This window comes from Bacillus nitratireducens (assembly GCF_001884135.1).
GTDB lineage: Bacteria > Bacillota > Bacilli > Bacillales > Bacillaceae_G > Bacillus_A > Bacillus_A nitratireducens.
The window spans coordinates 187,884-212,991 of the sequence record NZ_MAOC01000026.1 but is presented as its reverse complement, the minus strand read 5'-3'; the positions used below and the strand labels follow the sequence as shown (position 1 = coordinate 212,991).

Below are 25,108 nucleotides of genomic sequence, written 5' to 3'. Positions count from 1 at the left end.
TAGGAGGAAATAGTTTGATTAACGCAATTGGTCTCGTATTTATTCTCACAAATAAGCACGAGAAAAAGAAAAAAGTTTATCTGAATGAAAAATTCGCATTAATAGACATTATTGATTCTAAAGAAGTAATTGATGATGAAGGTAACTCATTAGTAGAACTAACATGTAAATACAGTATATATTTAGATGAAAAATACTACTGTAAATCTCTCGATGATTATACTGGACAAGTATTCCCCTTCTTAAGCGCTAAAATAGGAAAGGGACTTCTTAGAAACTTAAATTATTACTTTTCTTACGTTGATGCCTATGATAAAAAACCACCTGTTAAAGAAATAAGACCTCTAATGAAACAAGTAACTAACAGATAGCGGACAGTATTCAAAAAGAAAGCACCTAACTTCAGATGCTTTCTTTTTTTGAATCAGTAACTCGCTAACTTTCATCTCCTTCTAAATATATGTACCCAAGCATACTTTAAAATAAAAACATTGGAGGATTAGGCTGAATGAAATATTCAGAATCAATCGTAAGTATACGGCTTCGAAAAATTAGAACAGTTGGTGTATTTTTTATACTATTTTTAATCGCGTGGCTTGGATATACAAAATTCCTTTATGGAAATGGTTTTCTTTTAGAAAAGAAAAATTCAGTTGAAGTAATGAATACTAGCGTTACTGGAGAAATAGAAAAGAATTTCCATGTAAACTTACAAGGCTTTCGCAAAACGAACCTTGATACACTTATAGATGCTAGTAAAACTGATCCGAGTGAATTATCATTAATCGAAATTATTAACACATCTTGTTCTAAAGAGTGCACAAGTGAACCTTCAACTTACGTTAAATCCAACCACGGATATATCTTTTATACAGAATCTAATGGTACGAATATAGCTCTAAAAATTAAAAAGCAAGATTCATGGGAAATCGAAAAGAAATCTGTTCAAAATGGAATTTAAAAGGTTTATACAAAAAAAGAGTACTTTACTTCAAAGTACTCTTTCAAAGAAAATTACCACTTACGACATTTATCATCATCGTCGTCACGTTTACGATTGCGACGGCAATCATCACAATCACAGTCACGTTTACGATTGCAACGACAATCATCACAATCTCTGCGTCTACATCTTCCAAACATTAAATCATCCCAAAATCTATTACAATCTCTGCGTCTACAACCACAATTATTACACATGAATATGATTCCCCCCTAATATAAAATAGAATTCATCATATTCTATGTTTAAAAGGGTAAAAAGGCTTGTTTAATAGTCTATTTAAAGTGTATAAATGTGATGTAATTTGAATCAAGTACTAATTCATGCCTATATTTCCTGCTGCCCTTCCACAGCCCCCTTCAATCTCTGCAACATATACCCAATGCCTTTACACCCTTCTAATGGATATGTAATGATTTCTTCTGGATATAGCTTCGTCACAACTTTTTTATGCTTCTTCCCTGCAAGCAATACTATTTCATCAAATTGAAGTAAGCCTTTTTCAATCATCTGTTGTTTTAATTGTTCAATGCTAATAATCTCATCACTCTTTGAATCAAATGCAAGATCATAATTTTCCTGTACAATATCATTTGGCCTTAAAAATCCATGCTTCGCTGATAATATAACCCAATTCTCGAAAAACATAGTTCCATACGCCTGACATGCTTTTCCGAATGGACTAATATATACATTTTTTGCCTCTGCCTCTCCATACTCTGGGTACTTATCCCAAATTTTCTTCTTTCCGCATGGAATTATGCATAACCTTTTCATCGTTATTTCTTACCTCGCTTCTATCTTTCTTATGAAATATCAATTTTTCAGTACATTTTTTTACAGAATACTATATACTAATCTTGAAAGATTAAATTACATTATCTTCTATATTTGGTTTAATTTATTTTAGAGCAGTCTATTAAGCATATATTATTACATAAACATACCGTACTAAAGTCACTTTCATACAGCATGCATACACCCCATCCTTTAGTGAGTTTGTGAAGATTTTGTAAAATTAAATACAATAAATCTTCTAACTGCTATTCAATAGTATAATATACAAATATATTATAAAAAGGAGGTGAATACGTATGAAAAATATACTCCCAGCATTATTAGCTTATATTATCGTTTGTATCATCGCGATTATCATTCCAGCATCTGACGGCTATAATACTGTAGGTTGGAAATTCTTTGTTGGGCAAGCGTACGCAATACCTATTTTCATTATCGCTGCTATTATCACATTTTATATAAATAAGAAAAAGTCTTATGAATAAAAGTTTTTAAGGATAGCTAAAGGCTATCCTTATTTTAATTCGTTAATCAGATCCAGAATAGCGCTAGCAGTATTTTCTATCCTTTCTTCCGAAAAGTCAAACTTAACACCTGTATTTCCGTATATTTCCTGTATAGATAAATTCCAATCTGAACTCGCTCCCACTTTAAAGAAAGCAATCGCTTTTTCTGGATCTTCCCGATAAATTTGAAGCAATTGCATTGCTCCTATTTGTGCAATTGCATATTCAATTTTATAAAAAGGAAACTGAAAATAGTGAAATGACTCTAACCAGCTTGCACCGATTTCATACTCTAATCCTGCAATATCGACTGGTGAATATTGATACCTTTTACATAGCTCAACATATTTCTTATCACGCTCTTCTGGCGTATGGTTTGGATTTGTATAGATCCAGTGTTGGAATACATCTCCTGAAACTGACGACATTAATAAAGACATCGTACGGAACAATTGTACTTGCTGCACTTCCTTATACTCATCCTCTTGCTTATAAAAAACATTAAGCTTATCCATTAATAGTAGCTCAAGACTAAGGGAATAAAGTTCAGCCACCTCTTCACGAAGATATCTTTCCTGCATGCTACTTTCATTGTTAAATTGTTTATAAAAATGTAATGCATGCCCTATTTCATGTATTAGTGCATTAATTGCATAAAATGAAGGACTAAAATTAGAATACACAAAAACATCTTTACTATGAGGTAAGGTAAAACAAGCAGCTCCTGGCGCTTTATTTTCTCGTTCTTCTACGTCAATTAATCCCGCTTTCCTTATATGAGTAAATTCTCCATGAAAGCACGAATCTGTCTTCCGTAACATTTCTTCAACCCCATCCAATAAATCAACGGTATTTTGAAATGGGGCTTTTGGTAAATTACAAGGCGTTAGATCCCAAGGGCGATACGTTTTTACACCGAGATTCTTTTTAGAAAGACTTCCTAACTGTTTCCAAATTGGTACAACATACTTTTCTATAGATTCATGAAGTTTATAACACTCTTCAATACTATAATCTCTATTTTTTTGTTTAAAAGCATATTCACTATAATTATTAAATCCTGCATGTAAAGCTATCTCATTCCGCAATTGTACGAGTTCATTCATAATACAATCTATTTCTATTTTTACTGCACTTCTTGCTTCGCATAAAGCATACCATGCCTTTTCTCGAATATTTCTATTTGGGTTATCTAGCTGTGCTTTTACGTATGCATACGTCTTTTGTTCACCTTCCCAATGAATAGCTATGTTAGACATTATTTCTCTATACTTCGTTATAAGCTCTTGCTCTTTAATGGAAAGAGCAATGTTCTTTTCATTAAACATTTTACTTTTCACCAATCTTGCTTTTTTCATAAATCCATATTTCTGCTCATCTAATAAATCGACAAACGGACAATCTTTAAATTTCTGGTCAAATTTTGCATTGTATCTTTTTAAAAGTGGTTGAATTGTATTTTGATTATACATATGTAAATCACGTAAATTACTATCGTCTGTATCTCTATATGTGGCAATTAAACTATTAGTTAACTCCTCTTCTATTTTAGCGTTTAAACACTGTTCATCCAAAAGCCAACTCTCTAATTCTAAAACAGAAGTAATATTCCGCTCGAAAAGTGCCTGTAATTTACTTTTCAATGTTTCCAAATCAATAAACATACACAATCCCCCTGTTTTTAATTTCAATTTTCTGTTTTTTAGAGATAGAAAAAGACAAGCAGCCAATATGACTACTTGTCCTTCCTGTTTATCCGTTCACAATAATATTAAGCTTGGAATGTTTCTGTTAATACTGGTACGATTTGTTTTTTACGAGATACAACACCTTTTAAAGTAGCAGTGTTGTTTTCTAGAGATACGTTGTATGCTTTCTCAACAACGTTTGCTGCTTTACCGATCGCAAGACCAACAGAATCGTTAATTAAGATATCAGTTACAACGAATAAGAATAGGTCTAAACCTTTTTCTTCTACTACTGCAGAGATAACTTTTTCAAGTTCCGCTTGGTGTACAAGAACGTCGTTTGTATCAACAGCGTTTACTTGCGCGATTTCAACTTTCGCGTTACCCATTTGGAATTCTTTAGCGTCAAGAGAGATTAATTGCTCCATTGTTTTTCCGCTTAAGTCAGCACCAGCTTTTAACATTTCTAAGCCGTAGCTATCTGCATCTACACCAGCGATTTCCGCTAATTCACGAGCTGCTGCTACGTCTTGCTCTGTGCAAGTTGGAGATTTGAATAGTAAAGAATCTGAAATGATTGCAGATAACATTAAACCAGCAACTTCTTTACGAATTGTAACGCCATTTTCTTTGTACATTTTGTTTAAGATTGTAGCTGTACATCCAACTGGCTCACAACGGTAGTAAATAGGATCGCTTGTTTCAAAATTAGCAATACGGTGATGGTCGATAACTTCTAACACACGAACAGATTCGATATCGTTAGCACTTTGTTGACGCTCGTTATGGTCAACTAAAATAACGTTGTCCACTTCGCTTGCAACTGTCTCAACAAAACGCGGTCCTTCTACTTTAAAATAGTCTAACGCAAATTGAGTTTCACCGCTGATTTCGCCTAAACGTACAGGCTCAGCATTCATTCCTAATTCTTTTTTCAATTCTGCATAAGCAATTGCAGAACAAATTGCATCTGTATCTGGGTTTTTATGCCCGAAAACTAGTACTTTTTCCATGTTTTCCACCTCTTCATGAAAAGGATATCTTAAAGAAGCAAATATGACAATATTTAAAGCCGAATTTTTTATAAATAATTGTACTTTCTTCTATATTTTTCATAAAAAAGATCATCTAAAATGAATTAGATGATCAAAATGTATATTTAATTTAAAATAGTGTAGGAACTTGCACTACAGTGTTAAACGCAAAATTAGAATTTAAACCATTATTCACAAGTTTCACATCAATAACTTGATAAAACGCATTTCCAGTGTCCGCAATCTCCCAAACAGCTAAAATAAGATGGTAGCCACTACGGTCAGTTGGTACATTTGTTTCATGCGTTACTGTTGTCCCCGGTCTAACTCCCCCATCATTTTTCACATAGAACGGCATTAAATCTAAACTAGACCTTGTTAAAGGCATATTTGGATTCCAATCCTTCTTTGTAATGTAGTATTTCCATTCTTTCGTACTATGAGGAGCGGTTAGTTTCCACTTGAATGTATTCATCCCACCGTTTAACGTAACTTTCTTCCACCTATCAACTGCTTGAACGTCTAAAGCAGGAAAATGGCCAGCTCCTGCGATTTGTCCATCAGAAGGTCCTAATTGCGGAAAACCCCCTATTCCTTCTACACTTTGTGGTTCATATTGAACTGGACCGCAATTTACATTTACCCCTTGCTTACATAAAAAAGATCGGCTCGCTGGTGATTCTACATACCCGTGAGCTGAAGCCTTTTCTGAAAATCCAAATGTTAATAATCCCGTAAGTAATATCCCACCACTCAACATAACCTTTTTCATCTTTTGTAAACTTGTCTTTTTCATTCTTTCATCCCCTTCCCAAAAATGAAACGAAAATAACTATAGTTGCCTAGTCATCTTCTCTACAACCATTATAAGTGGAAGGGCATTACTAAAATAACCCTCTAAAAACTTTCTCAAATTCTTTTAGCTACAAAAATATCAATTCTTCACGCATTTTAATTACCAGTTATCAAATCTATTATTTATTTTGTCGTTTTACTGTTAAATACTTATAACACCGTCTGAAAATACAAGCGGCGTTAAAGTAGTTAATAATTACTTACAATTATATATCACAGTGTAGCTTTGAAAAAAGTTTGATTACATTAACTCTTTAAACCTAGATAAAATAATACAAAGAAAAAGTGTGTTTTGAAAAAGATTGATCTAAACACGCTTTAAATATACTCAATTAAACCATTCGTTTATAAATAAATTACGAAATTGGCAAAGGCATTCTAATTATCGAATAGCCCTCTTCCTCTCAGATTTGCGGAAACAGGCTCCTTTCCTATTTCACGTGCCCATATAGATAACTGACCGATATGGTGGATTTCATGGACAATGACATGACGTATTATCTCTCCGTGTGTACATTCAATGACTCGGCGCCTGATTGGGGCGTCTCTAGAGCTAATCGGTTCTTCATTGAAATCAGTTTCTGAAAGTTTCCGAGAATCCATTTCATTTGTCCAAGCTGTCACAAATGGCTTCACTTTCTCGTGGTATTGATCCGAAAGATTTTTCACTTTTTGCAAGCTAGCATAATCTTCAAACAATGGCTCCTCAGGCACTGGTTCACCTCGCAAACCTAAGATCCACATATATTCCACATCTACAATATGAAATAGGGTATGTAGGATGCTACCAAATCCACCAACCCGTTTCTTTAATAGTTCTTCAGCCGACATATCTTCGCACAATGTAAACCAATCATCACGAACTTGCCAGTTATATTGAAACAGTTTCAACATCACAACAACCTCCATTTTTTAGATTAACATTTTAATATTCACCAAATAACTTCAAAATCAAAATCTAAAAAAACTGTTAAAACTCTCTACAGACTGGCCCTTTAAATTAAACATTCCAGATGAAGGTAAAGGGTCAAAAGAAAAACACTATTATACAGGGGTATATCAAACATTGTTTGAAACTATCCTTCTTTTCAAATAAAAAAACTAAATCATTTTATAATAAATTACCGTTGCATCCAACTCACCATTTGGAGAAATTGCATATTCCGGTATTTTTCCAACTTCTCGATAGTCTAATGATTTGTACAATTTATTCGAAGGGTCTCCTTCTCTAGTATCTAACACTAAAAGAGACCTGTTTTCTTGCTTTGCTCGTTCCTCTGCTTTTTTCATTAGTGAACGTCCGATGCCATTCCGTCTAAAGTTTGGGTGAGTCATTAACTTACAAATTTCGGCCCTATGGGTCCCGTTAGGCTTTGTAACTAGATGTAATTGAACACTTCCTGCCACTTCATTGTTTATTTTAGCAACATATAATATCACTTCTGGCGCTAATACGGTTTGCCAATAATTTATGGCTTCTTGTTGTTCCAGTGGAGGTAAGAAACCAATTGACGCCCCATCATCTACTACTGTTTTCAAAAGTTTAGAAAGCTCTTCCATATCATTTTCTAATTGCTGAATTTCTTCAATTACTAAGTTTTGCATTACTAATCCCCCTTTTGTGTCATTGTACCAAGTTTTATAGAAGGAATAACAGATTACTAAAAGGAAATATATATTTAGATAGAACATACTTTTAGAATGTATGAATGATGGAGGGGTTAACCATTAGCAAAATTGGATTTGACTTAATAAATCATAAGGACGACTTTGATCTTGGATATGAAGATATAGAGGCGATATCTAAGAAATGTAAATTCTCTAACTGCTCTCATACAAATGAACCACATTGCGCAATTAAAAAAGCTATGTCAAATGGAATTCTTACAGAAGAAATAATGAATTGTTATTATCGAGATAAGAATGAATTCGAATATGTATGTAAACAAAAGAACAAAACAAAAGCTATTGATTATATGAAACAATTAAAACTTTTTAGAAAATCTTAAAACTAAATAAAGGGTTGTGGTTTCACATTCCCACTAATTTAAAAACCTTACTTTATTACATTACATACCAGATAATTTTTATACTCAAATTTAATCTCACGTAAAAGAACGTTTTAAACATAAAGTTTAAAACGTTCTTTTATATTCAATGCTTTTGATTTTTCAGTTCACTTATACACTCTTGTACTAAAGTTACCGCTTGACTCATTGCAGCTCCACCAGCAAATGCTGCTGATACACCACACGCTTCCAGAATTTCTTTATCTGAACACCCTTGATCAAGACAGCCTTTTGTATGATAAACGGTACAATATTCATCTTGCGTTGCTAGACTAATTCCTAATGCGATAAGTTGTTTTTCCCTTTTTGTTAAAGCGCCCTCTTGAAAACAAGCTTGCGTGAATGCATTATATGTTTCTGCAATTTCAGGAATTTGGTTTGTAAAACTACCGATACCTTCTTTATAATGATGTAGAACGTCATTTACTGAACTATGTTGTTCGTGTTCCATCTTATTCTTACCCCCATTCTAATTATGTGTACCTATTGTAGTATGTGATGAAAAGAAGGCAATATACCTCATTAAAAAGAACGAATATTCAGTTTATTGTAGCTACAATTTCAGACTATCATCCACTACTGATTGTTCCTTATAGTTTTTCCTTTCAATTTCTTTACTTCTTTCTTCCCAAAATGTTAAACCTTCAATTCCCACATTTTTAGGATCAAACACTGGATCTTTTCCTTCTTTTTTCTGTGCTTCATAATCTTTTAACACTTTTAATGCAATTTTACTTAATAGTAGAATCGCGATTAAGTTTAACCATGCCATACTACCAATTCCTAAATCTCCAAGGTTCCATAATAGCGACGCTGATTCTACACTACCGATGTAAACCATAATTAAAAATCCAATTTTCAAAACTGGTTTTAACCAGCTATGTTTAAGCTCACGATCTAAATAAGTGAGTGTCGTTTCAGCGATATAGTAATACGCGAGTAAAGTTGTAAATGCGAAGAAGAAGATTGCGATTGAAATAAATATTGGACCAAATCCTGTCATAACAGTTTCAACTGCTTGTTGTGTATAGATTGGACCTGCATCTACATTCCCTATATTCTTTACAATAGCGCTTTTCCCTTCAGGTATTACATTATACATACCTGTTATTAAAATCATAAGCGCTGTCGCTGTACATACAACAATTGTATCGATATATACAGAAAACGCTTGAACTAACCCTTGTTTTGCAGGATGCGATACTTCAGCAGCAGCGGAACTATACGTCGCTTCTCCAACACCAGCAACATTTGAAAACACAGCTCGCTTTACGCCCCATGCAATAGCTGCACCAACGATGCCGCCAAACATTTCATTTACACCAAAAGCACTTGAGAAAATTAAAGCAAACATACTTGGAATTTCTGTTACATTCGCAACTAATACGATACATGTAACAATTACATAACCAATTGCCATAAATGGAACTAGCATTTGCGAAACGCCCGCAATTCTCTTTACGCCGCCAAAAATGATCGCTGCTAATAATACGACTAATAATATACCAGTTATATATTTGTTAATACCATTAGAGTTTTCAAATCCAACTGCGATACTACTAGATTGAATGCCTGGTAATAAAACACCATATGAAAGTGTTACAACGACCGCTACAATGACTGCAAACCATTTCATTTTTAAGCCTTTTTCAATGAAATATGGTGTACCACCGCGGTATTCATTCCCTACTTTACTTTTATACACTTGAGATAATGTTGATTCAACAAAAGCACTAGCTGCCCCTAACAAAGCCATTACCCACATCCAAAATACAGCTCCAGGTCCGCCAAAAGCGATAGCTGTCGCTACTCCTGCGATATTACCTATTCCAACCCTACCTGATAAGGCTAAACAAAACGCTTGAAAGGATGATATTCCCGTCTCCGAGCTCTTCCCTTCAAATAATAGTTTAATCATCTCTTTAAAATAACGAATTTGTAAAAAACGAGTGGCAATTGTAAAATACACCCCTGCTCCTAATGCGAAAACAACTAAACCAATACTCCATACTTGCCCTACTAACCATTCTACTAACTGCTCCATCCAAATCCCCCTTATCATTCTTTTGAAAAAGCAATTTTATATATAAGAAAACGGACAACCTTTTTCATACCTTCCAGTTGTCCGCATCTCTTACTATATTTCATGATTTTATTATCCCGCTATTTGCTGGCAGTAAAACTCCTCACTGAATAGCGTTTCACTTTATATTTACCCAAACACTTTTCACTTCTGTATAATTATCAAGCGCATATGAACCTAACTCACGTCCAATACCTGATTGTTTATATCCACCAAATGGTGCAGCTGCATTTTCTAAGTTATAATCATTAATCCACACTGTTCCTGCCTTTAATTTATTGGCAACTTGGTGTCCCGTTTTAATATTTTGTGTCCATACGCCCGCAGCGAGTCCGTATGAAGAGCGATTTGCTCTTTCGATTACCTCTTCTGTTGAATCAAATGGAAGTACTACGACAACTGGTCCAAAAATTTCTTCTTTTACAATTGTCATATCATCAGTAACATTTGTGAATACCGTTGGCTGTACAAAATAACCTTTTTCAAATGCACGTTCACCGCCAGCTGCAACAGTAGCGCCTTCAGCTCTTCCTTGTGCAATGTAATGCAGCACACGCTCTTGTTGTTTTTTAGATACGAGTGGACCCATTTCTGTATCTGTTTCCATCCCGGCTCCAAGTTTAATATTATTTGCTCTTTTTACAAGCTCTTCTACTACAGTTTCATAATGCTTCCGATGAACGAATACACGGGATCCTGCACTACAATTTTGACCATGATTATACATAATGCCTTGGAATGCACCGTTAATCGCTTCGTCTAAATCAGCGTCTTCTAAAATGATATTTGGTGACTTACCACCAAGTTCTAACGTTACATGTTTAATTGTTTCTGCAGATTGACGCATAATATATTTCCCTGTAACTGTTGAACCTGTGAAAGCTACTTTATCAATATCATGATGATTTACAATTGCAGCACCTGCTTCAGGGCCGAAACCTGGTACAAAATTTACAACACCGTTTGGAAAACCAGCTTCTTTAAAAAGCTTCGCTGTATATAGTAAAGATAAAGGTGTTTGCTCTGCTGGTTTTAATACAATCGTACAACCTGTCGCGAGTGCAGCACCCATTTTCCAGGAAGACATAACGAGCGGAAAATTCCACGGAATGATTTGACCTACAACGCCAACTGGTTCATGGCGTGTGTAATTTAAATAATCTTTTGAAATTGGAATGGTTTGCCCAATAATTTTTGTAGCCCATCCCGCGTAATAGCGGTAATTTTCTATAGTCGCTGAAATATCATCATCAAGTGCTACTTGATATGGTTTTCCATTATCTAAAGCTTCTAGCTGTGCTAATTCTTCTCTATGCTCTTCAATTAAATCTGCTAATTTATAAATAAGATGTGCTCTTTCAGCAGTAGTCATCTCTGCCCACGGGCCTGATTCAAAAGCAAATCTTGCCGCTTTTACTGCGATATCAACATCTTCTTCTTGTGCTTCACATACGACCGCTAGAACGTCTTCTGTCGCTGGATTGTATGTTTCAAATGTCTTCCCACTAATAGAAGGAACAAATTCGCCATTAATAAACATTTTAATTTCTTCATTTAAAAACGCTTTCACTTTTGGTTTCAGCTTAATGTTTGTCGTTAACATATATACTCTCCTCCTTATTTAAACAGCTGCATGAGCTGCAATTTCTGATAAAATCGTTTGAAGCTTTTGATCTTCTTCTTCAGTTAATCCGAGTCTCGGATAACGTGAAGGTCCCCCGACTTGCCCATGTAATTCCATTGAGCGTTTAACGATTTGTACATATTTCCCTGACCCTTCAAGGAACTCGCAAAGAGGTAAAATAGCATCATTTATTTCCCATGCTTTTTCTAATTCACCATTTTGAAAATGCTCATACATTTTCGTAACGAGACCTGGAACGATATTTCCTGCTACTGAAACCCATCCCGAGGCACCAACTAAATAAGATTCCATAACTAAATCTTCAGATCCGCAGAAAACTTGAAAAGCACCTTCGCCTTGTCTTACTAAATCTCTCGCTTTTCGAATATCTCCGCTAGATTCTTTAATATGTGTAACATTTTCACACTCTTTTCCAATACGGAGCATTAGCTCTGCGCTCATATCAACACCAGAAGTAAATGGGTTATTGTATAGCATAATTGGTATATTTACAGCGTTTGAGATTTCTTTAAAATGAAAATAAATCTCCTCTTCCTTCGGTTTACAATAGTAAGAGTTTATAATTAATGCACAATCCGCTCCGTGCGCTTCTGCATGTTTCGTATATTCAATCGTTTCTTTCGTCGTCTCCGCAGCAGTTCCAACAATAACTGGAATACGGCCATCAACTTCTTTTAATACTGTTTCTACCATGTTAAATCGTTCTTCTTTTGATAAACTAACAAATTCTCCCGTACTTCCATTAATAATAATTCCAGCTACTTTTTTCTCAATAAAGTAGTTTACGTTTTGCTTTACACCTTTCCAATCAACCTCTTGAAACTCATCCATTGGTGTTATTAATACTGGAAATGCCCCTTTAATATTTTGCATCTTTATCTCTCCCTTTAACATATTATTTTAATAAGAAACCTGTTGGAAACGGATCTGTAGGATCTAATATAAATGTTTGCATACCTGTAATAAACCCTCTACTTTCAAATCGAAAAATGTATCCGAGTTCTTCTTTCTTCACTTTTTCTACTGTTATAAAGCTATTAAAAATACTTTCATTTTTAAAAGGTTTATCCGCTATATATTCATTTTTAAATAAAGCATGAACATAAGACACAATAGTAGAAACAAAACCTGGTGAACGCACTATAAAGTTATCTTCATGAAATGTAATCGACTTTATATGGTTCTTTTCTTTTTGCATAGAATCTACTAAAATAAGTCTTTTTATTAATGACTGTTTTTGTATAGTTTGAAGTGTAGCTTCACCCCATTTTTTTAATTTAGAGATGTTTTCAATACTGATTTCTGGCGAATACGTATCCTTTTCTACAACTGCATATACTTTATCTGCCTGTATGAGAGAGTAATTTAAATTACCAACCTTTAAATTTTTCTCAATCATATAACATAGTTTGCTTTCAAACGAAACAGATACAACTTCATCATTCTCTACATATGCATCCACTGAAAATATGCCAGATAGCGTTTCGATTTTGTATTGATTTGACGCTCTCTTTTTTAAATACCCGCTTTCTAGTAACATCGTTATTACTGCGACAATGCCTCCGTAATGAAGAGGAATGGATCCTTCATGATTAAAAAACAATACAGCTGCATCCACTTCATTATGAATAGAAGGAACGACAATACATCCATTTAAACCGATGAAACCACGTGGTTCATTTAATAAAAGCTTCATTTCTTCTGCTAATTCACCTGAAAATTGTTCATTTAATTGCTCCAAACTGTAGTAGTATTTACATGGTACGTCTTTCATTACACGAAATGCCTCGCCATTTACGTGTACGTCTACTGCTGTATACATTTTTTGAATGTTCATTTTACATCCTCCGTTTCATGTTCCATCGGCGGAATTAGCAAAAAGCCTTCTTTAAGTGGATCCTTTTCATTGTAAAAAAATCTATGCATACCCATAAGCCAAGCTGATCCCGTAATTTTCGTGACTACAGCTTCAATATTTTCTACATATGTTGTATTCATAACACACCCTTTAAATAAAGAACCTACAATACTCTCATGAACAAATTCTTCATCGATATCAATTTTTTTATGAGCGTATAATACAGCTAACTTCGCTGATGTTCCTGTGCCACATGGAGATCGATCAATTCCTCCTGGCGGAACAACAACTGTATTTTTCACATGCGCACTTTCATGAGTAGGATCTGTATAAAATTCAACATGTGTTAATCCTCTTATAAACGAATACTCTGGATGAATGATTTCAAACTTCTCATTAATTGTATTTCTAATATGAATCGCCTTATCAATGATTGTAGATGCGTTTTCTGGTACTAACTCTAAACCTACTGACTTCGCATCGATAATGGCATAAAAATTCCCTCCATACGCAATATCCGCCTCTACAGTTCCAATTTCTTCGACGTGTACAGAAATATTTTTCAGTAAAAAAGCCGGTATGTTACAGAAGGAGACTTCTTTCGCTTTCCCATCTTGAACAGAAATATCCACTTCAACTAAGCCAGCTGGCGTATCTAGCTTTAAAGAAGTAACCGGTTCAATTACTGGAATTAAACCTGATTCAACTAAAGCTGTACATACACCGATTGTATCGTGGCCACACATCGGTAAATATCCACCTGTCTCTATGTATATAACACCTATATCAGCTTCAGGATGACACGGATCTGTTAATAGTGCTCCTGACATTACATCATGACCACGTGGCTCATTCATTAACAATTTGCGAATCCAGTCATACTCCTTTTTCATATGTAACATCTTCTCTGCCATCGTCTCTCCAATTAACTTAGGAAGTCCGCTAATTAATGTCCTCGTAGGATTCCCGCCCGTATGTGTATCAATCGTCGTAAAGACTCTTTGTGACCTCATCCGTTTAACACCCTTTCTGTAAAACGACTCAAACGAAGTGGTTCAATAGGAATGATTGTTTCTTTTTCATTTAATAACTCCTCAATCACTTTCCCAGTAACTGCCGCAAGACTAATTCCATCACCTTCATGTCCTGCTGCTATAAAGTAGTTCGGAATATGTTCCACACGTGAAATGATCGGCAAATGATCTTCTGTCCAAGGGCGTAATCCAGCATATGAACGAATCACCATCATATCTGCCATTTTCGGATAAAAACGAATTGCTCTATTTGCAATACATTTAATGACCTCGTTATTTATCCTCGTATGAAACCCTACAAACTCTCTACTACTACCAATTAAAAAATTTTGGCTTTCTGTCGGTTCAAATACAAGAGCTACCCCATATTTCTCAGTTAAAGCATCCACTTTTCGTTTTCCGCCAAATTTAGAAATCAAATAACCAAATTCCATTACTTTACGGCAGCCAACGTGTTGTTGCCTGGAAGCTACAATAATATGCCCCTTTCTCGGTTCAATTGGGATATTTACATCTAACATTTGCCCGATTTTAGGAGCCCACACACCGGCTGCGTTCACCACTTGCTTCGCAGTAAACGTCCCATTTGTCGTTTCTACAATAAAGGAACCGTCTATATCTCTTTTCATTTCTTTTACTTCTGTATGATTAAAAGCTTTCGTACCAAATTTCTTCGATTCTGCAAGAAGTGAAAAAGCAAGAAGATATGGATTTACAGTCGAATCGGTTGCGCATTCTAAACCACCTAATAAATCATCCGCAAAAAATGGCGATTCTTCTCTTATATCTTGCCGATCAAGCATTCGAAACGGTAAACCAGCTTCTTTTTGACGATTCACCCATTGCTGCGCTGCCTCCATCTCTTCGTCTGATTCACAAACGAGAATACTTCCTGGCGCCCTATATTCAAATGAGTGCTCCAATTCTTCACTTAATTCTGTTACTAATTTTTGACTTACTAATGACATTTGACTATCAAACCCAGGGTCTTTATCAATAGCCAAAATGTTACCATCACACCGTGAAGACGTCCCACTAACAAATTCTCCTTTTTCAATGATTGTTACGTCTCTTTCGTATTTTGATGTGTAATACGCGATAGAACAGCCTATAATACCACCGCCTATTATTAAAACGTCACAGTGTCTCACATAGCACCCCCCTTTCTCCTAAATCTCTCACTTTCTATTTATGCAAATGGTGTGCCAACTCTACATGCAGAACTATTTATATGAAATAATTTTTATTTGTAAAAATATTTTAAATTTATCGTAAATAGGTGTATTATTTTTTTATCACTGTCTAAATTTTTTTACATATCAGGAGGACATTATGACATTTTCATTTCCAACAATAAAAGAGTTTATAAAAATTTTATCAATCGATCGTACAAGTATGTTTAAACGCATGAAACAGGTAGGTGACAAATTTTATTACATCCATTCATCTACTGAAGAATGGAGTTGTGCAGTTATATATGAAAATGACTCTTTCAATGCTTTAATCGAAGCCTTTTCTAGCTATTCAGCGGTCGTTATTATAAACGAAACTCAAGAACCTATATGCTGTATAACTGCTCAGCAAATGATTCCGTTTCTTTATAAGTATTACAATGAACTACAAGCTTTTTATAATACTGTTATTCAAACAACTGATTCCTCTGTTACAGTCATCGATGATAAAGAATGCGTTCGCACTTGGACGGATGGCGCCGAAAAAATTTTTTCAGTCAACCATAATGAAATTATCGGGCAACCAATCACTCGATTTTTTGATTATAAAGATTTAGAAATTTTACAATCATTACATGACGGAAAAAGCATAATCGCTCAATTCCATCAGCCTCGGCCGGACTTGTTCGTATTAATTAATTCAAATCCCGTTTATTGTAACGATGAAATTATAGGAGCAGTCGTTTCAGAAACAGATGTGACAAATCAAGTTGTATTGAATGAAAAACTATTTAATATGTCACATGAAATGCACCGATTAGAGCAAGAAGTAGCAAAATATAAAGATACATCTGATCCTTTCCAAGCGATGAATGGAAAAAGCCCTGTTATACAAAGAACGATTCAATTAGCTAGAAAGGTTTGTTCGGTAAAATCAACGGTTTTAATACTTGGTGAAAGCGGTGTTGGAAAAGAAGTATTTGCGAAAGCAATTCATGAAGCAAGTGAGACAGCAAATGCCCCTTTCATTTCGATCAACTGCGGTGCAATCCCAGAAGCGTTATTTGAAAGTGAACTATTCGGTTACGAGCGCGGGGCGTTTTCTGGTGCAAATAGTAAAGGTAAGAAAGGGAAAATTGAGCTCGCGCAAGGCGGTACTTTATTCCTTGATGAAATAGGCGAAATGCCTCTCGATATGCAAGTGAAACTTTTGCGTGTACTGCAAGAACGAAAGTATTACCGAGTTGGTGGAGAAAAAGAAATAAATATTGATTTCCGCATTATCGCTGCTACAAATCGTGATTTACAAGAAGAAATGAAAAAAGGAACTTTCCGAGAAGATTTATACTATCGCTTAAATGTAGTTAGCTTGCATATTCCGCCACTACGCGAAAGACGAGAGGATATTATCGAATTAACATACTCATTCTTAAACGATTTTTCAATAAACTATAACAGACCAATTCGAGACTTACCTTCAAATATTATGCATGAACTACTTCATTACAATTGGCCTGGTAATATTCGCGAGCTCCGAAACGTAGTTGAACGACTCGTCGTATTTGCGACAGACGGCATTATTAAACAAGAATATTTACCATTTCATACAAATGAAACTTTAGACAATCATACAGCTCAATCCCTATTACTCAGCAACAATAATACGATTCTTTCTTTACAAGAAGAAATGGATGAGCACGAGAAGAAGGTAATTGAAAGAGCTTTACGCATTTTAGATGGTAATAAATTAGAATGTGCGAAACAACTCGGCGTAACGAGGGCCACTTTATATAACCGTTTAAAAAGACTGGGGTTACAATAAAGTGAAACTTTAATCAGTGGGGGTTTTGTTCATCCCCACTTGATTATCAGCCCTCACCAATCGGGCTTTTCCGGGCAGCCCGACCCCCACCTAACTTCTTTGCTTTCACTGAATTTTGAGGCGGGGTCTTACTGCCCACAAATAGCGGGATAACCCCTCCTCCTCTATATTGGCATAGTTTTTGCATAATAATTTGTGCAAACCGAACTAGAGGAGGAATACATATGACGAATAAAGAGAACTTAATTGTTTGTCGTTGTGAAGAAGTTACATACGGACAACTTCAATCAACAATTGCTGAATATAAATGCTCGGCAAGAGAATTAAAACTAAGAACACGTGCTGGCATGGGATTTTGCGGTGGCCGCACATGTAGAATGATGATAGATCGAATGATTGAAAATGCAAACCCTGACTTAACACCTAATGAAATACCTTTAAAATATCAACCACCAATACGTGCGGTTACTTTTGGAGCGGTAGGTGAAAGTAAATGAGTAGAATTACAGATCACCCTATTTTAGGTAGTTTAAATAATAGTGAACGCATCACTTTTCAATTTAACAGTCAACAATACGAAGCTTATGGACACGAAACGATAGCTGCTGCCCTGCTAGCAAACGGAATACGAACGTTAAGGGTCCATGAAGATAGCGGGACACCACGAGGTATTTATTGTAATATCGGACATTGCTCAGAATGCCGCGTGACAGTAAATAATCAAACGAACGTAAGAGCATGCTTAACTGTTGTAGAAGACAATATGGTTGTTGAAAGTGGAAAACAGCGTCCGAATATCGTGAGAGAGATGGTGAAAAAGCGATGATCGATGTAATTATTATTGGCGCAGGACCAGCAGGATTATCAGCGTCTATCTCTTGTGCCCATTTTGGACTTAACGTACTTGTTATTGATGAATTTATGAAGCCTGGCGGGAGGTTGCTCGGACAATTGCATCAAGAACCTACTGGAGAATGGTGGAACGGCATAGAAGAATCCAAACGCCTTCACAAAGAAGCAAAATCACTTTCAGTCGATATTCGGTGCGGTGTTTCTGTCTTTAATTTAGATAAAGATGAGGACTCTTGGCTCATACATACTAATATCGGTACATTAGAAGCACCGTTCGTACTCATTGCTACTGGGGCTGCTGAGTATTCTATTCCCCTTCCTGGCTGGACACTTCCAGGAGTTATGTCAATAGGAGCAGCTCAAGTTATGACAAATGTTCATCGCGTGCAAGTTGGAAAAAAAGGAATCATTATTGGTGCTAACATTTTGTCATTCGCTATTTTAAATGAACTACAGTTAGCTGGAATTAATGTGGATCATATTGTACTTCCCGAAAAAAGTGAGTTAAGCCAAAAAGCTGGTGAACCAGAAGAAGTTTTGAACTCTCTTTTAAATGCGGCTCACCTCGCTCCTTCTGCTTTTTTGCGTATAGGTAGCCGTTTTATGAAATATGATTGGATTCGAAAAGCTGGATTAACCTTCTATCCAAATAATGGAATGAAAATAAACAGGACACCACTCCATCTCCGTAAAGCTGCACTTGAAATTATCGGTACAGATCAAGTTGAGGGTGTACGTGTTGCTAACATTGACTCTAAAGGGAATATTATTAACGGATCAGAAAAGATATATGAGGCAGACTTCGTTTGTATCGCTGGAGGTTTATATCCGCTTGCTGAGCTTGCCGCTGTAGCAGGATGCCCTTTCCATTACATTCCGGAATTAGGCGGACATGTCCCACTTCATTCAGAAGAAATGGAAACCCCTCTTCCAGGTTTATTTGTAGCTGGAAATATTACTGGAATTGAAAGCGGGAAAATCGCGATGGCACAAGGAAAGGTTGCAGGTCTATCTATTGCTAAACATGCAAGTGAGAAACGTGACGTAGTCGAGAAACAATTACAACAAGCAATGCAAAACGTTCACTCTGTTCGTCAAAAAGCAGCAATTCAATTTAATCCAATGATTGATGTTGGTAGACGGAAGATGAATGAAATTTGGCGTGATTATTCTTCTACATATGCACATACTAAAAAGAGCTGCTGAGATTACTCTCAACAGCTCTTTTCACTATTCTTCTGAGTTATTAAATTTCGCTAATGCGTAAATGCCTTCTTCATCATCTAATTCAAGTTGCAATCTTGCTGCAAATGAATTGACATTGTATTCTCTATCTAGCAACAAGCGTAGTGCTTCGATTAAGTTTGCTTGAATTAAAATTTGCTGGCGACCATTTACCTCTACTTCTGCAGAGAAACCATAGTCATCATCATACATTAGTTCAACTGAAACTTCTTCTGGACCAACTTGTCTTTTTTCAGCGATATATACACAAAGTGCATTTATTAATTCTTGTTCAGAAATTTTTATTGTTTCCATGCTACTTCATCTGCCTTCTTCTTACGTTGATCTTTGAAGTATTTAAATGCACGAACTGCTAACATTACGATACCAGCCATTACTAACATATTTACCATAAACGCTAATACAGAACCAAGAGCTCCCATATTTGCAAATAAGCTACCCATTAGTAAACCACCAAGACCACCTAGTAATAAACCTTTCATAAAGCCACCTTTATTACTTTTTGGTGCTGTGTTTGTTGCTTTTGTTTTTGAATCTGTTGTCGTTTTTTGTGAATTTACATTAGAATCTTTTTTGTTTAAATCAACTTTTGAATTTTGACCAGAACTTGGTGTATATGATTTTTTACCAGATTTGTAACTTTTCGCTTCCGCGTGATTTACGAACATAAAGCTACTAGCTCCAAAGATAACCATGAATGCTGTCATTACTGCTACAAATTTTTTCAACATATTATATCCATTCTCCTTTTATATAGATATATGTGAAATCTACCTTTCTTTTAAAATAAGAATGATAGATTTATTTTAAAACCTTTTTAAAGGTTCTTATGAACTTATTATATGAACTTTTGTCGAAATATGCAAGTATTATTTACTTACGACAAATTTATGACATAGGAAAAATTAAGCAAAACAGAATTGACTTTAAATGAAACAAAACATATTATAAGTTCATAAGAACTTTTTATAATTTTGGAGGTGAAAAGATGGAAACATTTCATCTCACACGAAACGAAATGGCCACGCTCCTTCTATCACTTAGAGGATGGAATCCGAAAAAGCCTCTTAGCATTTTACAAGAAGCTTGGGCAAAGTCACATAAAAAAGATATTGAAAGCGGACAAAGCGTTACAGCTTTTATTACAACCGCACTTTCACCTATTTTTGAAAAATTAATTAAAATCGATGATACGGATGTCGGTTTTTCTTTAAATGAAATAGTTGCGCTTGGTAATCAGATTGAAAACACAAGTTTCTCTGTAACTGCTATGCAAAACTGGGTGAAACGAGATATAAAAGAAATGATTGGCTCCCCTCAAAAAGGGAAGAAATACTCAATCGAACAAGCAGCCTTACTATTTATTGTTGAAGATTTAAAAACAGCGCTTGATTTTGAATCTATTCGTAAACTATTACGACTCATCGTAAATGACCCGGCCGATCGAAGTGATGATTTAATTAATCCTGTTCATTTATATGTTGCTTACTCCTCTTTATTTGAAGAACTAAATCAAGGGAATTGCATACAACTAAATGCAACAGATACAATTCATACGATTGAAAATATTGTAAAAGAAAAAGCGGATAAAATCGCAAGCAAGTTCGATCAAATAAATAACGAACAACGCGAAGCAATTCGTAACGCTATTATTATCGCTACACTATCTGTACATACCGCATATGTACAAATGTTAGCGAAACGTTATGTGACAGCAACGTTATTTTTACAAAATTTAGATGTGAAGCCGTAAAAGAGGAGCCATAGATTATGGCCCCTCTTTTTGTCATTATAAAAGATACGATTATATCGATGTTTCTATGTATATAATAGTTTTATTTAATTTAGGAATGCCAATAGTTTCACATAGCCTCCTTTTTCAATTGTTTATTTTATCCAATACAGATTTAACAAAGCCTGTTTTATCATCAGCATATTTATGTTTATTATTGGGGTTAACCTGTGACAATTTCATCTTTAACTGCTCATACTCAATCCGAGCAGTTTTATTATTTATTAAGTAGTTTCTAAAACACAATTGCTCAATTAAATATTTATTCCCCTTTTCATACATATGAATTTGATGTGTTCTCGGCTCTCCTTTATTAAAATAATATCTTTCAGGTAATACATCTTTTCTATACCTATATTTTAAATGCTCTAACCTAGCAATACATTTCACACCATTCTCAAAATTTTTCAATTCAATTGCAATATCAATAATAGGTTTTGCACTCAAGTATGGAATAGAAGTGCTTCCAATATGGTGTATTGCCAAAATATATTCTCTAATTTGGTCTTCAATTAATTGTTTCTCTTTTAAAAATTCGACTTCCCATTCCTCAGTCCATGGAACTAAAAAAACTTCACCACGTGGTAATCCTAACATTCGATTAACTCCTCCTTCATTTAACCCATTTTTACAGCCTTGAATTCTAAACATTCGATCTTTATCGTATAACATACAAATCCTTTTATTTTTACTACATACAAAATGAGAAATTTTTAATACTCCTTTCATTCTCTCTTCATGAAAATCCAACTTATATCCTTTACGATAAAACATATACGAGACATAAAAGTCTTGGAATAGCAATCCCCTATATAAATAAGGTATAATCTACATATAGTGAACCTTTTATATTATTAAATAAAGAGGAATATATTCAAAAATTCATGAACTAGAAGGTGCAACAATGTTAAGTAGTTTTATTCATTCAGTATTAACGTTTTTTGAAGGATTAGGTTATTGGGGCATTATGCTTGGACTTATGATTGAGATTATCCCAAGTGAAATTGTCCTTGCTTATGCGGGGTACTTAGTTTCAAATGGCAGTATCTCATTTGTAGGTGCAGTCATATTCGGCACAATTGGCGGGGTTATTGCCCAAATCTTTATTTATTGGATTGGACGATACGGTGGTCGCCCTGTATTAGAACGTTATGGAAAGTATATTTTTATTCATAAAAAACAAATTGATGCTGCTGAAGATTGGTTTAATCGTTACGGAACTGGCGTAATTTTCACAGCACGTTTCATTCCTGTCGTTCGCCACGCGATTTCAATTCCTGCCGGGATTACAAAAATGCCAATTTCACGTTTCATTACTTTAACAGGACTTGCGATTATTCCTTGGTCTATCATTTTCATTTATTTAGGTGAAAAACTTGGAGAAAACTGGGGTAATATAAATGACGTTGCTGGACCATATGTGAAATCGTTCGCTGTTGGCGGGGTTGTTCTTATTATTTTGTATTTCATGATAAAAAAATGGTCAAAAAAACGTAAAAAACTCGCTTAAATTTCTAAACAAAAACCGCTATTAATTCAATCGAAATTATAGCGGTTTTTATTATTAACTTGATTATCTTTTATAAATTGTATAATTTCTTCTTTATGTTTTAAATCATGTTGAATGAGTGATGAAAAATAATTGTCTAATCTCACTCTTTTCGTGCCGAATTGGTAATCATCTTTAAAATTCCGGGAAGAAATTTGATTAATTTGATCAACTAATTGTTTACAAGTAAAGCTGAATTGATCTAATAGTTCTTCTTTTGAAATACCGGATCTCGCATATTTTATTGCACCCTCATTCATTTCCTCAACACCTGTTGGAACATTGGGTACAGATTGTCCACTTATAAAGTATGGAATTCTAAACTTCATTAAAAACTCATCCCAAACGATTAAATGTGAAATCACATCCGCAATTCCCCATGAACCTTTTCTAAAAGGTTTAAACCATACATCATTAGTTACACACTTCAATGTTTGGCACCATTCTATTAGTCTTAACTTTTCTTCTAGAATACTTTCTTTCTCCATAATTCATTCCTTCCTCTTTCACACTAATAATCGATTCATATATAACTTCTAGACATTACATAAAAACCCCTCCAGTTTAAGATTTACGTGGATAAGCAACCATTCAGTCATATAATTCGTATAGTAACTCAAAAGGAGTGATTTCCCCTATGCATTGGCAGCAAAAAGTATCATACTTAATTGGACGCCCTGTTGGTGTTTCTCTCATTAATGGGCAAGGGACATCCGGCGTTTTATGCGGCGTACAAAATAATCAATTATTTGTTTATGAATACCTTTACCAAGCTCAATTTGCAATGAAACATTATGATTTTAGACAAATTCAAGATATACACGCCTTTCCAAATTGTCCACACCAAAATCCTTTATACTAAAAAACAGGAACGGCTTAATTGCCATTCCTGTTCCTAAGTTGTTATGTCTCAGAGTAAAACTTCTGCACTGCTTCATCGAAATAAATCCAGCCTTTCCAGCCTAAATGAATCGTATCTTTTAAGAAATACTTATCATATTCATGGCTAGAAAAATCGACTACTGGGTATCCCGCTTTTTCGACTTGCTCGCGAACCTTATTATAATACACATCACGACGTTCTTTCGGAAAACCAGCGTAATCATACCACGGTCCGTTTACAGGCACAGAAATAAAGAGTGGTTTTATATTTTTTTCTTTGAAAAGATCTAAAACAATTTGTAAGTCATCATATTCTGGTGAATCATCATACGATTCATTTGCTCTAAAGTTTTTTAAACCTTTTAATTTTTTCTTTAAATTATGTTTATAGTAATATGGATTTTCAATTCCGAATGTATTTGTTGTGGATCCCACTTTACCTTCTTGCTCCGCATGTTTACGTGCATCTTCCCAAGAAAGCGAACGTAATCCCATATTCGTTTTCTCTTTCATCGGTTCGATCTTAAATAGAGAGTTAAATAAATCTCGATGATCTAAAATGTTCCGATACATATACGCTAGCGGTTTAGCTAATCCAGCTTTTATGTTATGTTTTGTATCGTTATATACAATACTTTCTAGAGAACTACTTAATATCGCATCTTTACGAACAACTTTGTAATCTAATAAACGCTTCGCGATTTTTTTCTTCATTTCAGGATTTATTTCGTCATTAAAAATAAAGTGATAGGCTTGTTGTTTGGAGAAATTATTTGTAAAATCCCCTTGTGATACACCGTTTTGTGTAAACCATTGTGGTGAAAGAACAAAGATTACCTTTTTACCTTCTAAATCATCCATTGTAGACGTCATATTTAAAATATGAGCCAAGCTTTGCGTACCACCAGTCCCGATTAAAAATGGAGTAAAGCCTGCCGGATTTACTTTAAAATAATTAGACGGATGATATGCATCCATTCGTAAAAATTCTGATGAACCATACATCGGTAAATACTGCGAATTCTCTAACATTTTTTGCTGTAAGAAAACACTTTGCAATTTCTCTTTTTGCAAAGAAGTTGCCGCATCTTCAACTTTCTTATCGCTAATTAGTGATACTAAACTTTTAGACGGAATAAGCACGACAATGAAAAAGAGTAGACATGCTATAATAATTGGACCAAAAGCATGCTTCATCTTCATTGGTTATTCCTCTTTCTA

30 protein-coding genes are annotated in these 25,108 nt (G+C 34.8%); 11 read left to right on the top strand and 19 right to left on the bottom strand.

Annotation, left to right across the window (positions count from 1 at the left end):
• Window positions 1–14: 14 nt before the first annotated feature.
• Complete coding sequence (locus BAU23_RS10855; RefSeq protein ID WP_000606238.1) at window positions 15–371, top strand: hypothetical protein; 357 nt, start codon at window positions 15–17, stop codon at window positions 369–371.
• Window positions 372–508: 137 nt separating this feature from the next.
• Entirely contained in the window at window positions 509–961 is a 453-nt protein-coding gene (locus BAU23_RS10850) for a hypothetical protein (protein WP_000877564.1), read from the top strand.
• Between the two features lie 53 nt (window positions 962–1,014).
• Here BAU23_RS10850 and BAU23_RS30565 read toward each other — a convergent pair whose 3' ends face one another.
• Window positions 1,015–1,200, bottom strand: a complete 186-nt coding sequence (locus BAU23_RS30565) for a hypothetical protein (protein ID WP_071734417.1) — start codon at window positions 1,198–1,200, stop codon at window positions 1,015–1,017.
• 130 nt (window positions 1,201–1,330) lie between these two features.
• Window positions 1,331–1,780 carry a DUF6884 domain-containing protein gene (locus BAU23_RS10840; protein ID WP_000824889.1) on the bottom strand — a complete coding sequence of 150 codons (450 nt, stop codon included), beginning with the start codon at window positions 1,778–1,780 and terminating at the stop codon, window positions 1,331–1,333.
• 317 nt (window positions 1,781–2,097) lie between these two features.
• Here BAU23_RS10840 and BAU23_RS10835 point away from each other — a divergent pair, with 317 nt between their 5' ends.
• The gene (locus BAU23_RS10835) at window positions 2,098–2,286 is read left to right on the top strand and encodes a DUF4017 family protein (RefSeq protein ID WP_000789862.1); all 189 of its coding nucleotides are present in this window, start codon (window positions 2,098–2,100) and stop codon (window positions 2,284–2,286) included.
• Window positions 2,287–2,315: 29 nt separating this feature from the next.
• On the opposite strand, the gene BAU23_RS10830 is transcribed toward BAU23_RS10835, so the two are convergent.
• From BAU23_RS10830 to BAU23_RS10810, 5 genes are all read right to left on the bottom strand, one after another.
• Window positions 2,316–3,971 carry a M3 family oligoendopeptidase gene (locus BAU23_RS10830; protein ID WP_000469289.1) on the bottom strand — a complete coding sequence of 552 codons (1,656 nt, stop codon included), beginning with the start codon at window positions 3,969–3,971 and terminating at the stop codon, window positions 2,316–2,318.
• Between the two features lie 107 nt (window positions 3,972–4,078).
• Window positions 4,079–5,008, bottom strand: a complete 930-nt coding sequence (gene ppaC / locus BAU23_RS10825; RefSeq protein WP_000416870.1) for a manganese-dependent inorganic pyrophosphatase — start codon at window positions 5,006–5,008, stop codon at window positions 4,079–4,081.
• A gap of 151 nt (window positions 5,009–5,159) precedes the next feature.
• Window positions 5,160–5,825 carry a lytic polysaccharide monooxygenase gene (locus BAU23_RS10820; RefSeq protein ID WP_071734415.1) on the bottom strand — a complete coding sequence of 222 codons (666 nt, stop codon included), beginning with the start codon at window positions 5,823–5,825 and terminating at the stop codon, window positions 5,160–5,162.
• A gap of 437 nt (window positions 5,826–6,262) precedes the next feature.
• Window positions 6,263–6,778 (bottom strand): DinB family protein, encoded by a 516-nt coding sequence (locus tag BAU23_RS10815; RefSeq protein ID WP_071734413.1) that lies wholly within the window; start codon window positions 6,776–6,778, stop codon window positions 6,263–6,265.
• A gap of 207 nt (window positions 6,779–6,985) precedes the next feature.
• Window positions 6,986–7,489, bottom strand: a complete 504-nt coding sequence (locus BAU23_RS10810; protein ID WP_001180588.1) for a GNAT family N-acetyltransferase — start codon at window positions 7,487–7,489, stop codon at window positions 6,986–6,988.
• A gap of 107 nt (window positions 7,490–7,596) precedes the next feature.
• Between BAU23_RS10810 and BAU23_RS10805 the strand changes: the two genes are divergently transcribed.
• Window positions 7,597–7,893: a P-loop NTPase family protein gene (locus BAU23_RS10805; RefSeq protein WP_000398781.1), complete on the top strand. Its 297-nt coding sequence runs from the start codon at window positions 7,597–7,599 to the stop codon at window positions 7,891–7,893.
• A gap of 145 nt (window positions 7,894–8,038) precedes the next feature.
• On the opposite strand, the gene BAU23_RS10800 is transcribed toward BAU23_RS10805, so the two are convergent.
• From BAU23_RS10800 to BAU23_RS10770, 7 genes are all read right to left on the bottom strand, one after another.
• Window positions 8,039–8,404 carry a carboxymuconolactone decarboxylase family protein gene (locus tag BAU23_RS10800; RefSeq protein ID WP_000399729.1) on the bottom strand — a complete coding sequence of 122 codons (366 nt, stop codon included), beginning with the start codon at window positions 8,402–8,404 and terminating at the stop codon, window positions 8,039–8,041.
• 102 nt (window positions 8,405–8,506) lie between these two features.
• Window positions 8,507–9,997 carry an alanine/glycine:cation symporter family protein gene (locus BAU23_RS10795; protein ID WP_000437005.1) on the bottom strand — a complete coding sequence of 497 codons (1,491 nt, stop codon included), beginning with the start codon at window positions 9,995–9,997 and terminating at the stop codon, window positions 8,507–8,509.
• Window positions 9,998–10,154: 157 nt separating this feature from the next.
• Window positions 10,155–11,639, bottom strand: a complete 1,485-nt coding sequence (locus tag BAU23_RS10790) for an aldehyde dehydrogenase family protein (RefSeq protein WP_000958344.1) — start codon at window positions 11,637–11,639, stop codon at window positions 10,155–10,157.
• A gap of 18 nt (window positions 11,640–11,657) precedes the next feature.
• The gene (gene dapA / locus BAU23_RS10785; protein WP_071734411.1) at window positions 11,658–12,554 is read right to left on the bottom strand and encodes a 4-hydroxy-tetrahydrodipicolinate synthase; all 897 of its coding nucleotides are present in this window, start codon (window positions 12,552–12,554) and stop codon (window positions 11,658–11,660) included.
• 22 nt (window positions 12,555–12,576) lie between these two features.
• On the bottom strand, window positions 12,577–13,518 hold the full coding sequence (locus BAU23_RS10780) for a proline racemase family protein (RefSeq protein ID WP_071734409.1): 942 nt from the start codon (window positions 13,516–13,518) through the stop codon (window positions 12,577–12,579).
• The gene (locus tag BAU23_RS10775; protein ID WP_001257535.1) at window positions 13,515–14,552 is read right to left on the bottom strand and encodes a proline racemase family protein; all 1,038 of its coding nucleotides are present in this window, start codon (window positions 14,550–14,552) and stop codon (window positions 13,515–13,517) included. The genes BAU23_RS10780 and BAU23_RS10775 overlap by 4 nt, the downstream gene beginning before the upstream one ends.
• The gene (locus tag BAU23_RS10770; protein ID WP_071734407.1) at window positions 14,549–15,724 is read right to left on the bottom strand and encodes an NAD(P)/FAD-dependent oxidoreductase; all 1,176 of its coding nucleotides are present in this window, start codon (window positions 15,722–15,724) and stop codon (window positions 14,549–14,551) included. Before BAU23_RS10770 ends, BAU23_RS10775 begins: the two co-directional genes overlap by 4 nt.
• A gap of 181 nt (window positions 15,725–15,905) precedes the next feature.
• On the opposite strand from BAU23_RS10770, the gene BAU23_RS10765 reads away from it, so the two are divergent.
• The 4 genes from BAU23_RS10765 (at window position 15,906) to BAU23_RS10750 (ending at window position 19,625) form a co-directional block, all read left to right on the top strand.
• Window positions 15,906–17,567, top strand: a complete 1,662-nt coding sequence (locus tag BAU23_RS10765; protein ID WP_071734405.1) for a sigma-54 interaction domain-containing protein — start codon at window positions 15,906–15,908, stop codon at window positions 17,565–17,567.
• Between the two features lie 224 nt (window positions 17,568–17,791).
• Entirely contained in the window at window positions 17,792–18,064 is a 273-nt protein-coding gene (locus BAU23_RS10760; RefSeq protein ID WP_000182285.1) for a (2Fe-2S)-binding protein, read from the top strand.
• Window positions 18,061–18,393, top strand: a complete 333-nt coding sequence (locus BAU23_RS10755; RefSeq protein WP_071734403.1) for a (2Fe-2S)-binding protein — start codon at window positions 18,061–18,063, stop codon at window positions 18,391–18,393. Before BAU23_RS10760 ends, BAU23_RS10755 begins: the two co-directional genes overlap by 4 nt.
• Complete coding sequence (locus tag BAU23_RS10750; protein ID WP_071734401.1) at window positions 18,390–19,625, top strand: NAD(P)/FAD-dependent oxidoreductase; 1,236 nt, start codon at window positions 18,390–18,392, stop codon at window positions 19,623–19,625. Before BAU23_RS10755 ends, BAU23_RS10750 begins: the two co-directional genes overlap by 4 nt.
• A gap of 24 nt (window positions 19,626–19,649) precedes the next feature.
• Here the strand turns inward: BAU23_RS10750 and BAU23_RS10745 are convergent, their stop codons facing one another.
• Complete coding sequence (locus tag BAU23_RS10745) at window positions 19,650–19,958, bottom strand: YxcD family protein (RefSeq protein ID WP_000447768.1); 309 nt, start codon at window positions 19,956–19,958, stop codon at window positions 19,650–19,652.
• On the bottom strand, window positions 19,946–20,395 hold the full coding sequence (locus tag BAU23_RS10740; protein ID WP_000913423.1) for a hypothetical protein: 450 nt from the start codon (window positions 20,393–20,395) through the stop codon (window positions 19,946–19,948). The genes BAU23_RS10745 and BAU23_RS10740 overlap by 13 nt, the downstream gene beginning before the upstream one ends.
• Before the next feature lie 257 nt (window positions 20,396–20,652).
• Here BAU23_RS10740 and BAU23_RS10735 point away from each other — a divergent pair, with 257 nt between their 5' ends.
• Window positions 20,653–21,417 (top strand): DUF1836 domain-containing protein, encoded by a 765-nt coding sequence (locus BAU23_RS10735; protein WP_000447223.1) that lies wholly within the window; start codon window positions 20,653–20,655, stop codon window positions 21,415–21,417.
• Between the two features lie 126 nt (window positions 21,418–21,543).
• On the opposite strand, the gene BAU23_RS10730 is transcribed toward BAU23_RS10735, so the two are convergent.
• On the bottom strand, window positions 21,544–22,053 hold the full coding sequence (locus tag BAU23_RS10730; RefSeq protein ID WP_033656760.1) for a GrpB family protein: 510 nt from the start codon (window positions 22,051–22,053) through the stop codon (window positions 21,544–21,546).
• A gap of 307 nt (window positions 22,054–22,360) precedes the next feature.
• On the opposite strand from BAU23_RS10730, the gene uptA reads away from it, so the two are divergent.
• Window positions 22,361–22,966 (top strand): undecaprenyl phosphate transporter UptA, encoded by a 606-nt coding sequence (gene uptA, locus BAU23_RS10725; RefSeq protein WP_000952917.1) that lies wholly within the window; start codon window positions 22,361–22,363, stop codon window positions 22,964–22,966.
• Window positions 22,967–22,992: 26 nt separating this feature from the next.
• On the opposite strand, the gene BAU23_RS10720 is transcribed toward uptA, so the two are convergent.
• Window positions 22,993–23,493, bottom strand: a complete 501-nt coding sequence (locus tag BAU23_RS10720; RefSeq protein ID WP_071734399.1) for a DinB family protein — start codon at window positions 23,491–23,493, stop codon at window positions 22,993–22,995.
• 149 nt (window positions 23,494–23,642) lie between these two features.
• Here BAU23_RS10720 and BAU23_RS10715 point away from each other — a divergent pair, with 149 nt between their 5' ends.
• A complete protein-coding gene (locus BAU23_RS10715) occupies window positions 23,643–23,867 on the top strand; it encodes a hypothetical protein (protein ID WP_000558714.1) in 225 nt (74 codons plus the stop codon).
• A 41-nt stretch (window positions 23,868–23,908) separates the two neighbouring features.
• On the opposite strand, the gene dltD is transcribed toward BAU23_RS10715, so the two are convergent.
• Window positions 23,909–25,090 carry a D-alanyl-lipoteichoic acid biosynthesis protein DltD gene (dltD, locus tag BAU23_RS10710; protein WP_000782284.1) on the bottom strand — a complete coding sequence of 394 codons (1,182 nt, stop codon included), beginning with the start codon at window positions 25,088–25,090 and terminating at the stop codon, window positions 23,909–23,911.
• Window positions 25,091–25,108 lie beyond the last annotated feature (18 nt).

Excerpts from the sequence above, each read along its gene's own strand:
- BAU23_RS10795 (WP_000437005.1), bottom strand. The coding sequence starts at position 9,997 with ATGGAGCAGTTAGTAGAATGGTTAGTAGGGCAAGTATGGAGTATTGGT.
- BAU23_RS10740 (WP_000913423.1), bottom strand. The coding sequence starts at position 20,395 with ATGTTGAAAAAATTTGTAGCAGTAATGACAGCATTCATGGTTATCTTT.
- BAU23_RS10805 (WP_000398781.1), top strand. The coding sequence starts at position 7,597 with ATGGAGGGGTTAACCATTAGCAAAATTGGATTTGACTTAATAAATCAT.
- BAU23_RS10780 (WP_071734409.1), bottom strand. The coding sequence starts at position 13,518 with ATGAACATTCAAAAAATGTATACAGCAGTAGACGTACACGTAAATGGC.
- BAU23_RS10800 (WP_000399729.1), bottom strand. The coding sequence starts at position 8,404 with ATGGAACACGAACAACATAGTTCAGTAAATGACGTTCTACATCATTAT.
- BAU23_RS10720 (WP_071734399.1), bottom strand. The coding sequence starts at position 23,493 with ATGGAGAAAGAAAGTATTCTAGAAGAAAAGTTAAGACTAATAGAATGG.
- BAU23_RS30565 (WP_071734417.1), bottom strand. The coding sequence starts at position 1,200 with ATGTGTAATAATTGTGGTTGTAGACGCAGAGATTGTAATAGATTTTGG.
- BAU23_RS10820 (WP_071734415.1), bottom strand. The coding sequence starts at position 5,825 with ATGAAAAAGACAAGTTTACAAAAGATGAAAAAGGTTATGTTGAGTGGT.
- BAU23_RS10790 (WP_000958344.1), bottom strand. The coding sequence starts at position 11,639 with ATGTTAACGACAAACATTAAGCTGAAACCAAAAGTGAAAGCGTTTTTA.
- BAU23_RS10815 (WP_071734413.1), bottom strand. The coding sequence starts at position 6,778 with ATGTTGAAACTGTTTCAATATAACTGGCAAGTTCGTGATGATTGGTTT.
- BAU23_RS10735 (WP_000447223.1), top strand. The coding sequence starts at position 20,653 with ATGGAAACATTTCATCTCACACGAAACGAAATGGCCACGCTCCTTCTA.
- BAU23_RS10730 (WP_033656760.1), bottom strand. The coding sequence starts at position 22,053 with ATGTTAGGATTACCACGTGGTGAAGTTTTTTTAGTTCCATGGACTGAG.
- BAU23_RS10765 (WP_071734405.1), top strand. The coding sequence starts at position 15,906 with ATGACATTTTCATTTCCAACAATAAAAGAGTTTATAAAAATTTTATCA.
- BAU23_RS10850 (WP_000877564.1), top strand. The coding sequence starts at position 509 with ATGAAATATTCAGAATCAATCGTAAGTATACGGCTTCGAAAAATTAGA.
- ppaC (WP_000416870.1), bottom strand. The coding sequence starts at position 5,008 with ATGGAAAAAGTACTAGTTTTCGGGCATAAAAACCCAGATACAGATGCA.
- BAU23_RS10760 (WP_000182285.1), top strand. The coding sequence starts at position 17,792 with ATGACGAATAAAGAGAACTTAATTGTTTGTCGTTGTGAAGAAGTTACA.
- BAU23_RS10745 (WP_000447768.1), bottom strand. The coding sequence starts at position 19,958 with ATGGAAACAATAAAAATTTCTGAACAAGAATTAATAAATGCACTTTGT.
- BAU23_RS10840 (WP_000824889.1), bottom strand. The coding sequence starts at position 1,780 with ATGAAAAGGTTATGCATAATTCCATGCGGAAAGAAGAAAATTTGGGAT.
- BAU23_RS10775 (WP_001257535.1), bottom strand. The coding sequence starts at position 14,552 with ATGAGGTCACAAAGAGTCTTTACGACGATTGATACACATACGGGCGGG.
- dltD (WP_000782284.1), bottom strand. The coding sequence starts at position 25,090 with ATGAAGATGAAGCATGCTTTTGGTCCAATTATTATAGCATGTCTACTC.
- BAU23_RS10830 (WP_000469289.1), bottom strand. The coding sequence starts at position 3,971 with ATGTTTATTGATTTGGAAACATTGAAAAGTAAATTACAGGCACTTTTC.
- BAU23_RS10755 (WP_071734403.1), top strand. The coding sequence starts at position 18,061 with ATGAGTAGAATTACAGATCACCCTATTTTAGGTAGTTTAAATAATAGT.
- BAU23_RS10750 (WP_071734401.1), top strand. The coding sequence starts at position 18,390 with ATGATCGATGTAATTATTATTGGCGCAGGACCAGCAGGATTATCAGCG.
- BAU23_RS10835 (WP_000789862.1), top strand. The coding sequence starts at position 2,098 with ATGAAAAATATACTCCCAGCATTATTAGCTTATATTATCGTTTGTATC.
- uptA (WP_000952917.1), top strand. The coding sequence starts at position 22,361 with ATGTTAAGTAGTTTTATTCATTCAGTATTAACGTTTTTTGAAGGATTA.
- BAU23_RS10810 (WP_001180588.1), bottom strand. The coding sequence starts at position 7,489 with ATGCAAAACTTAGTAATTGAAGAAATTCAGCAATTAGAAAATGATATG.
- dapA (WP_071734411.1), bottom strand. The coding sequence starts at position 12,554 with ATGCAAAATATTAAAGGGGCATTTCCAGTATTAATAACACCAATGGAT.
- BAU23_RS10715 (WP_000558714.1), top strand. The coding sequence starts at position 23,643 with ATGCATTGGCAGCAAAAAGTATCATACTTAATTGGACGCCCTGTTGGT.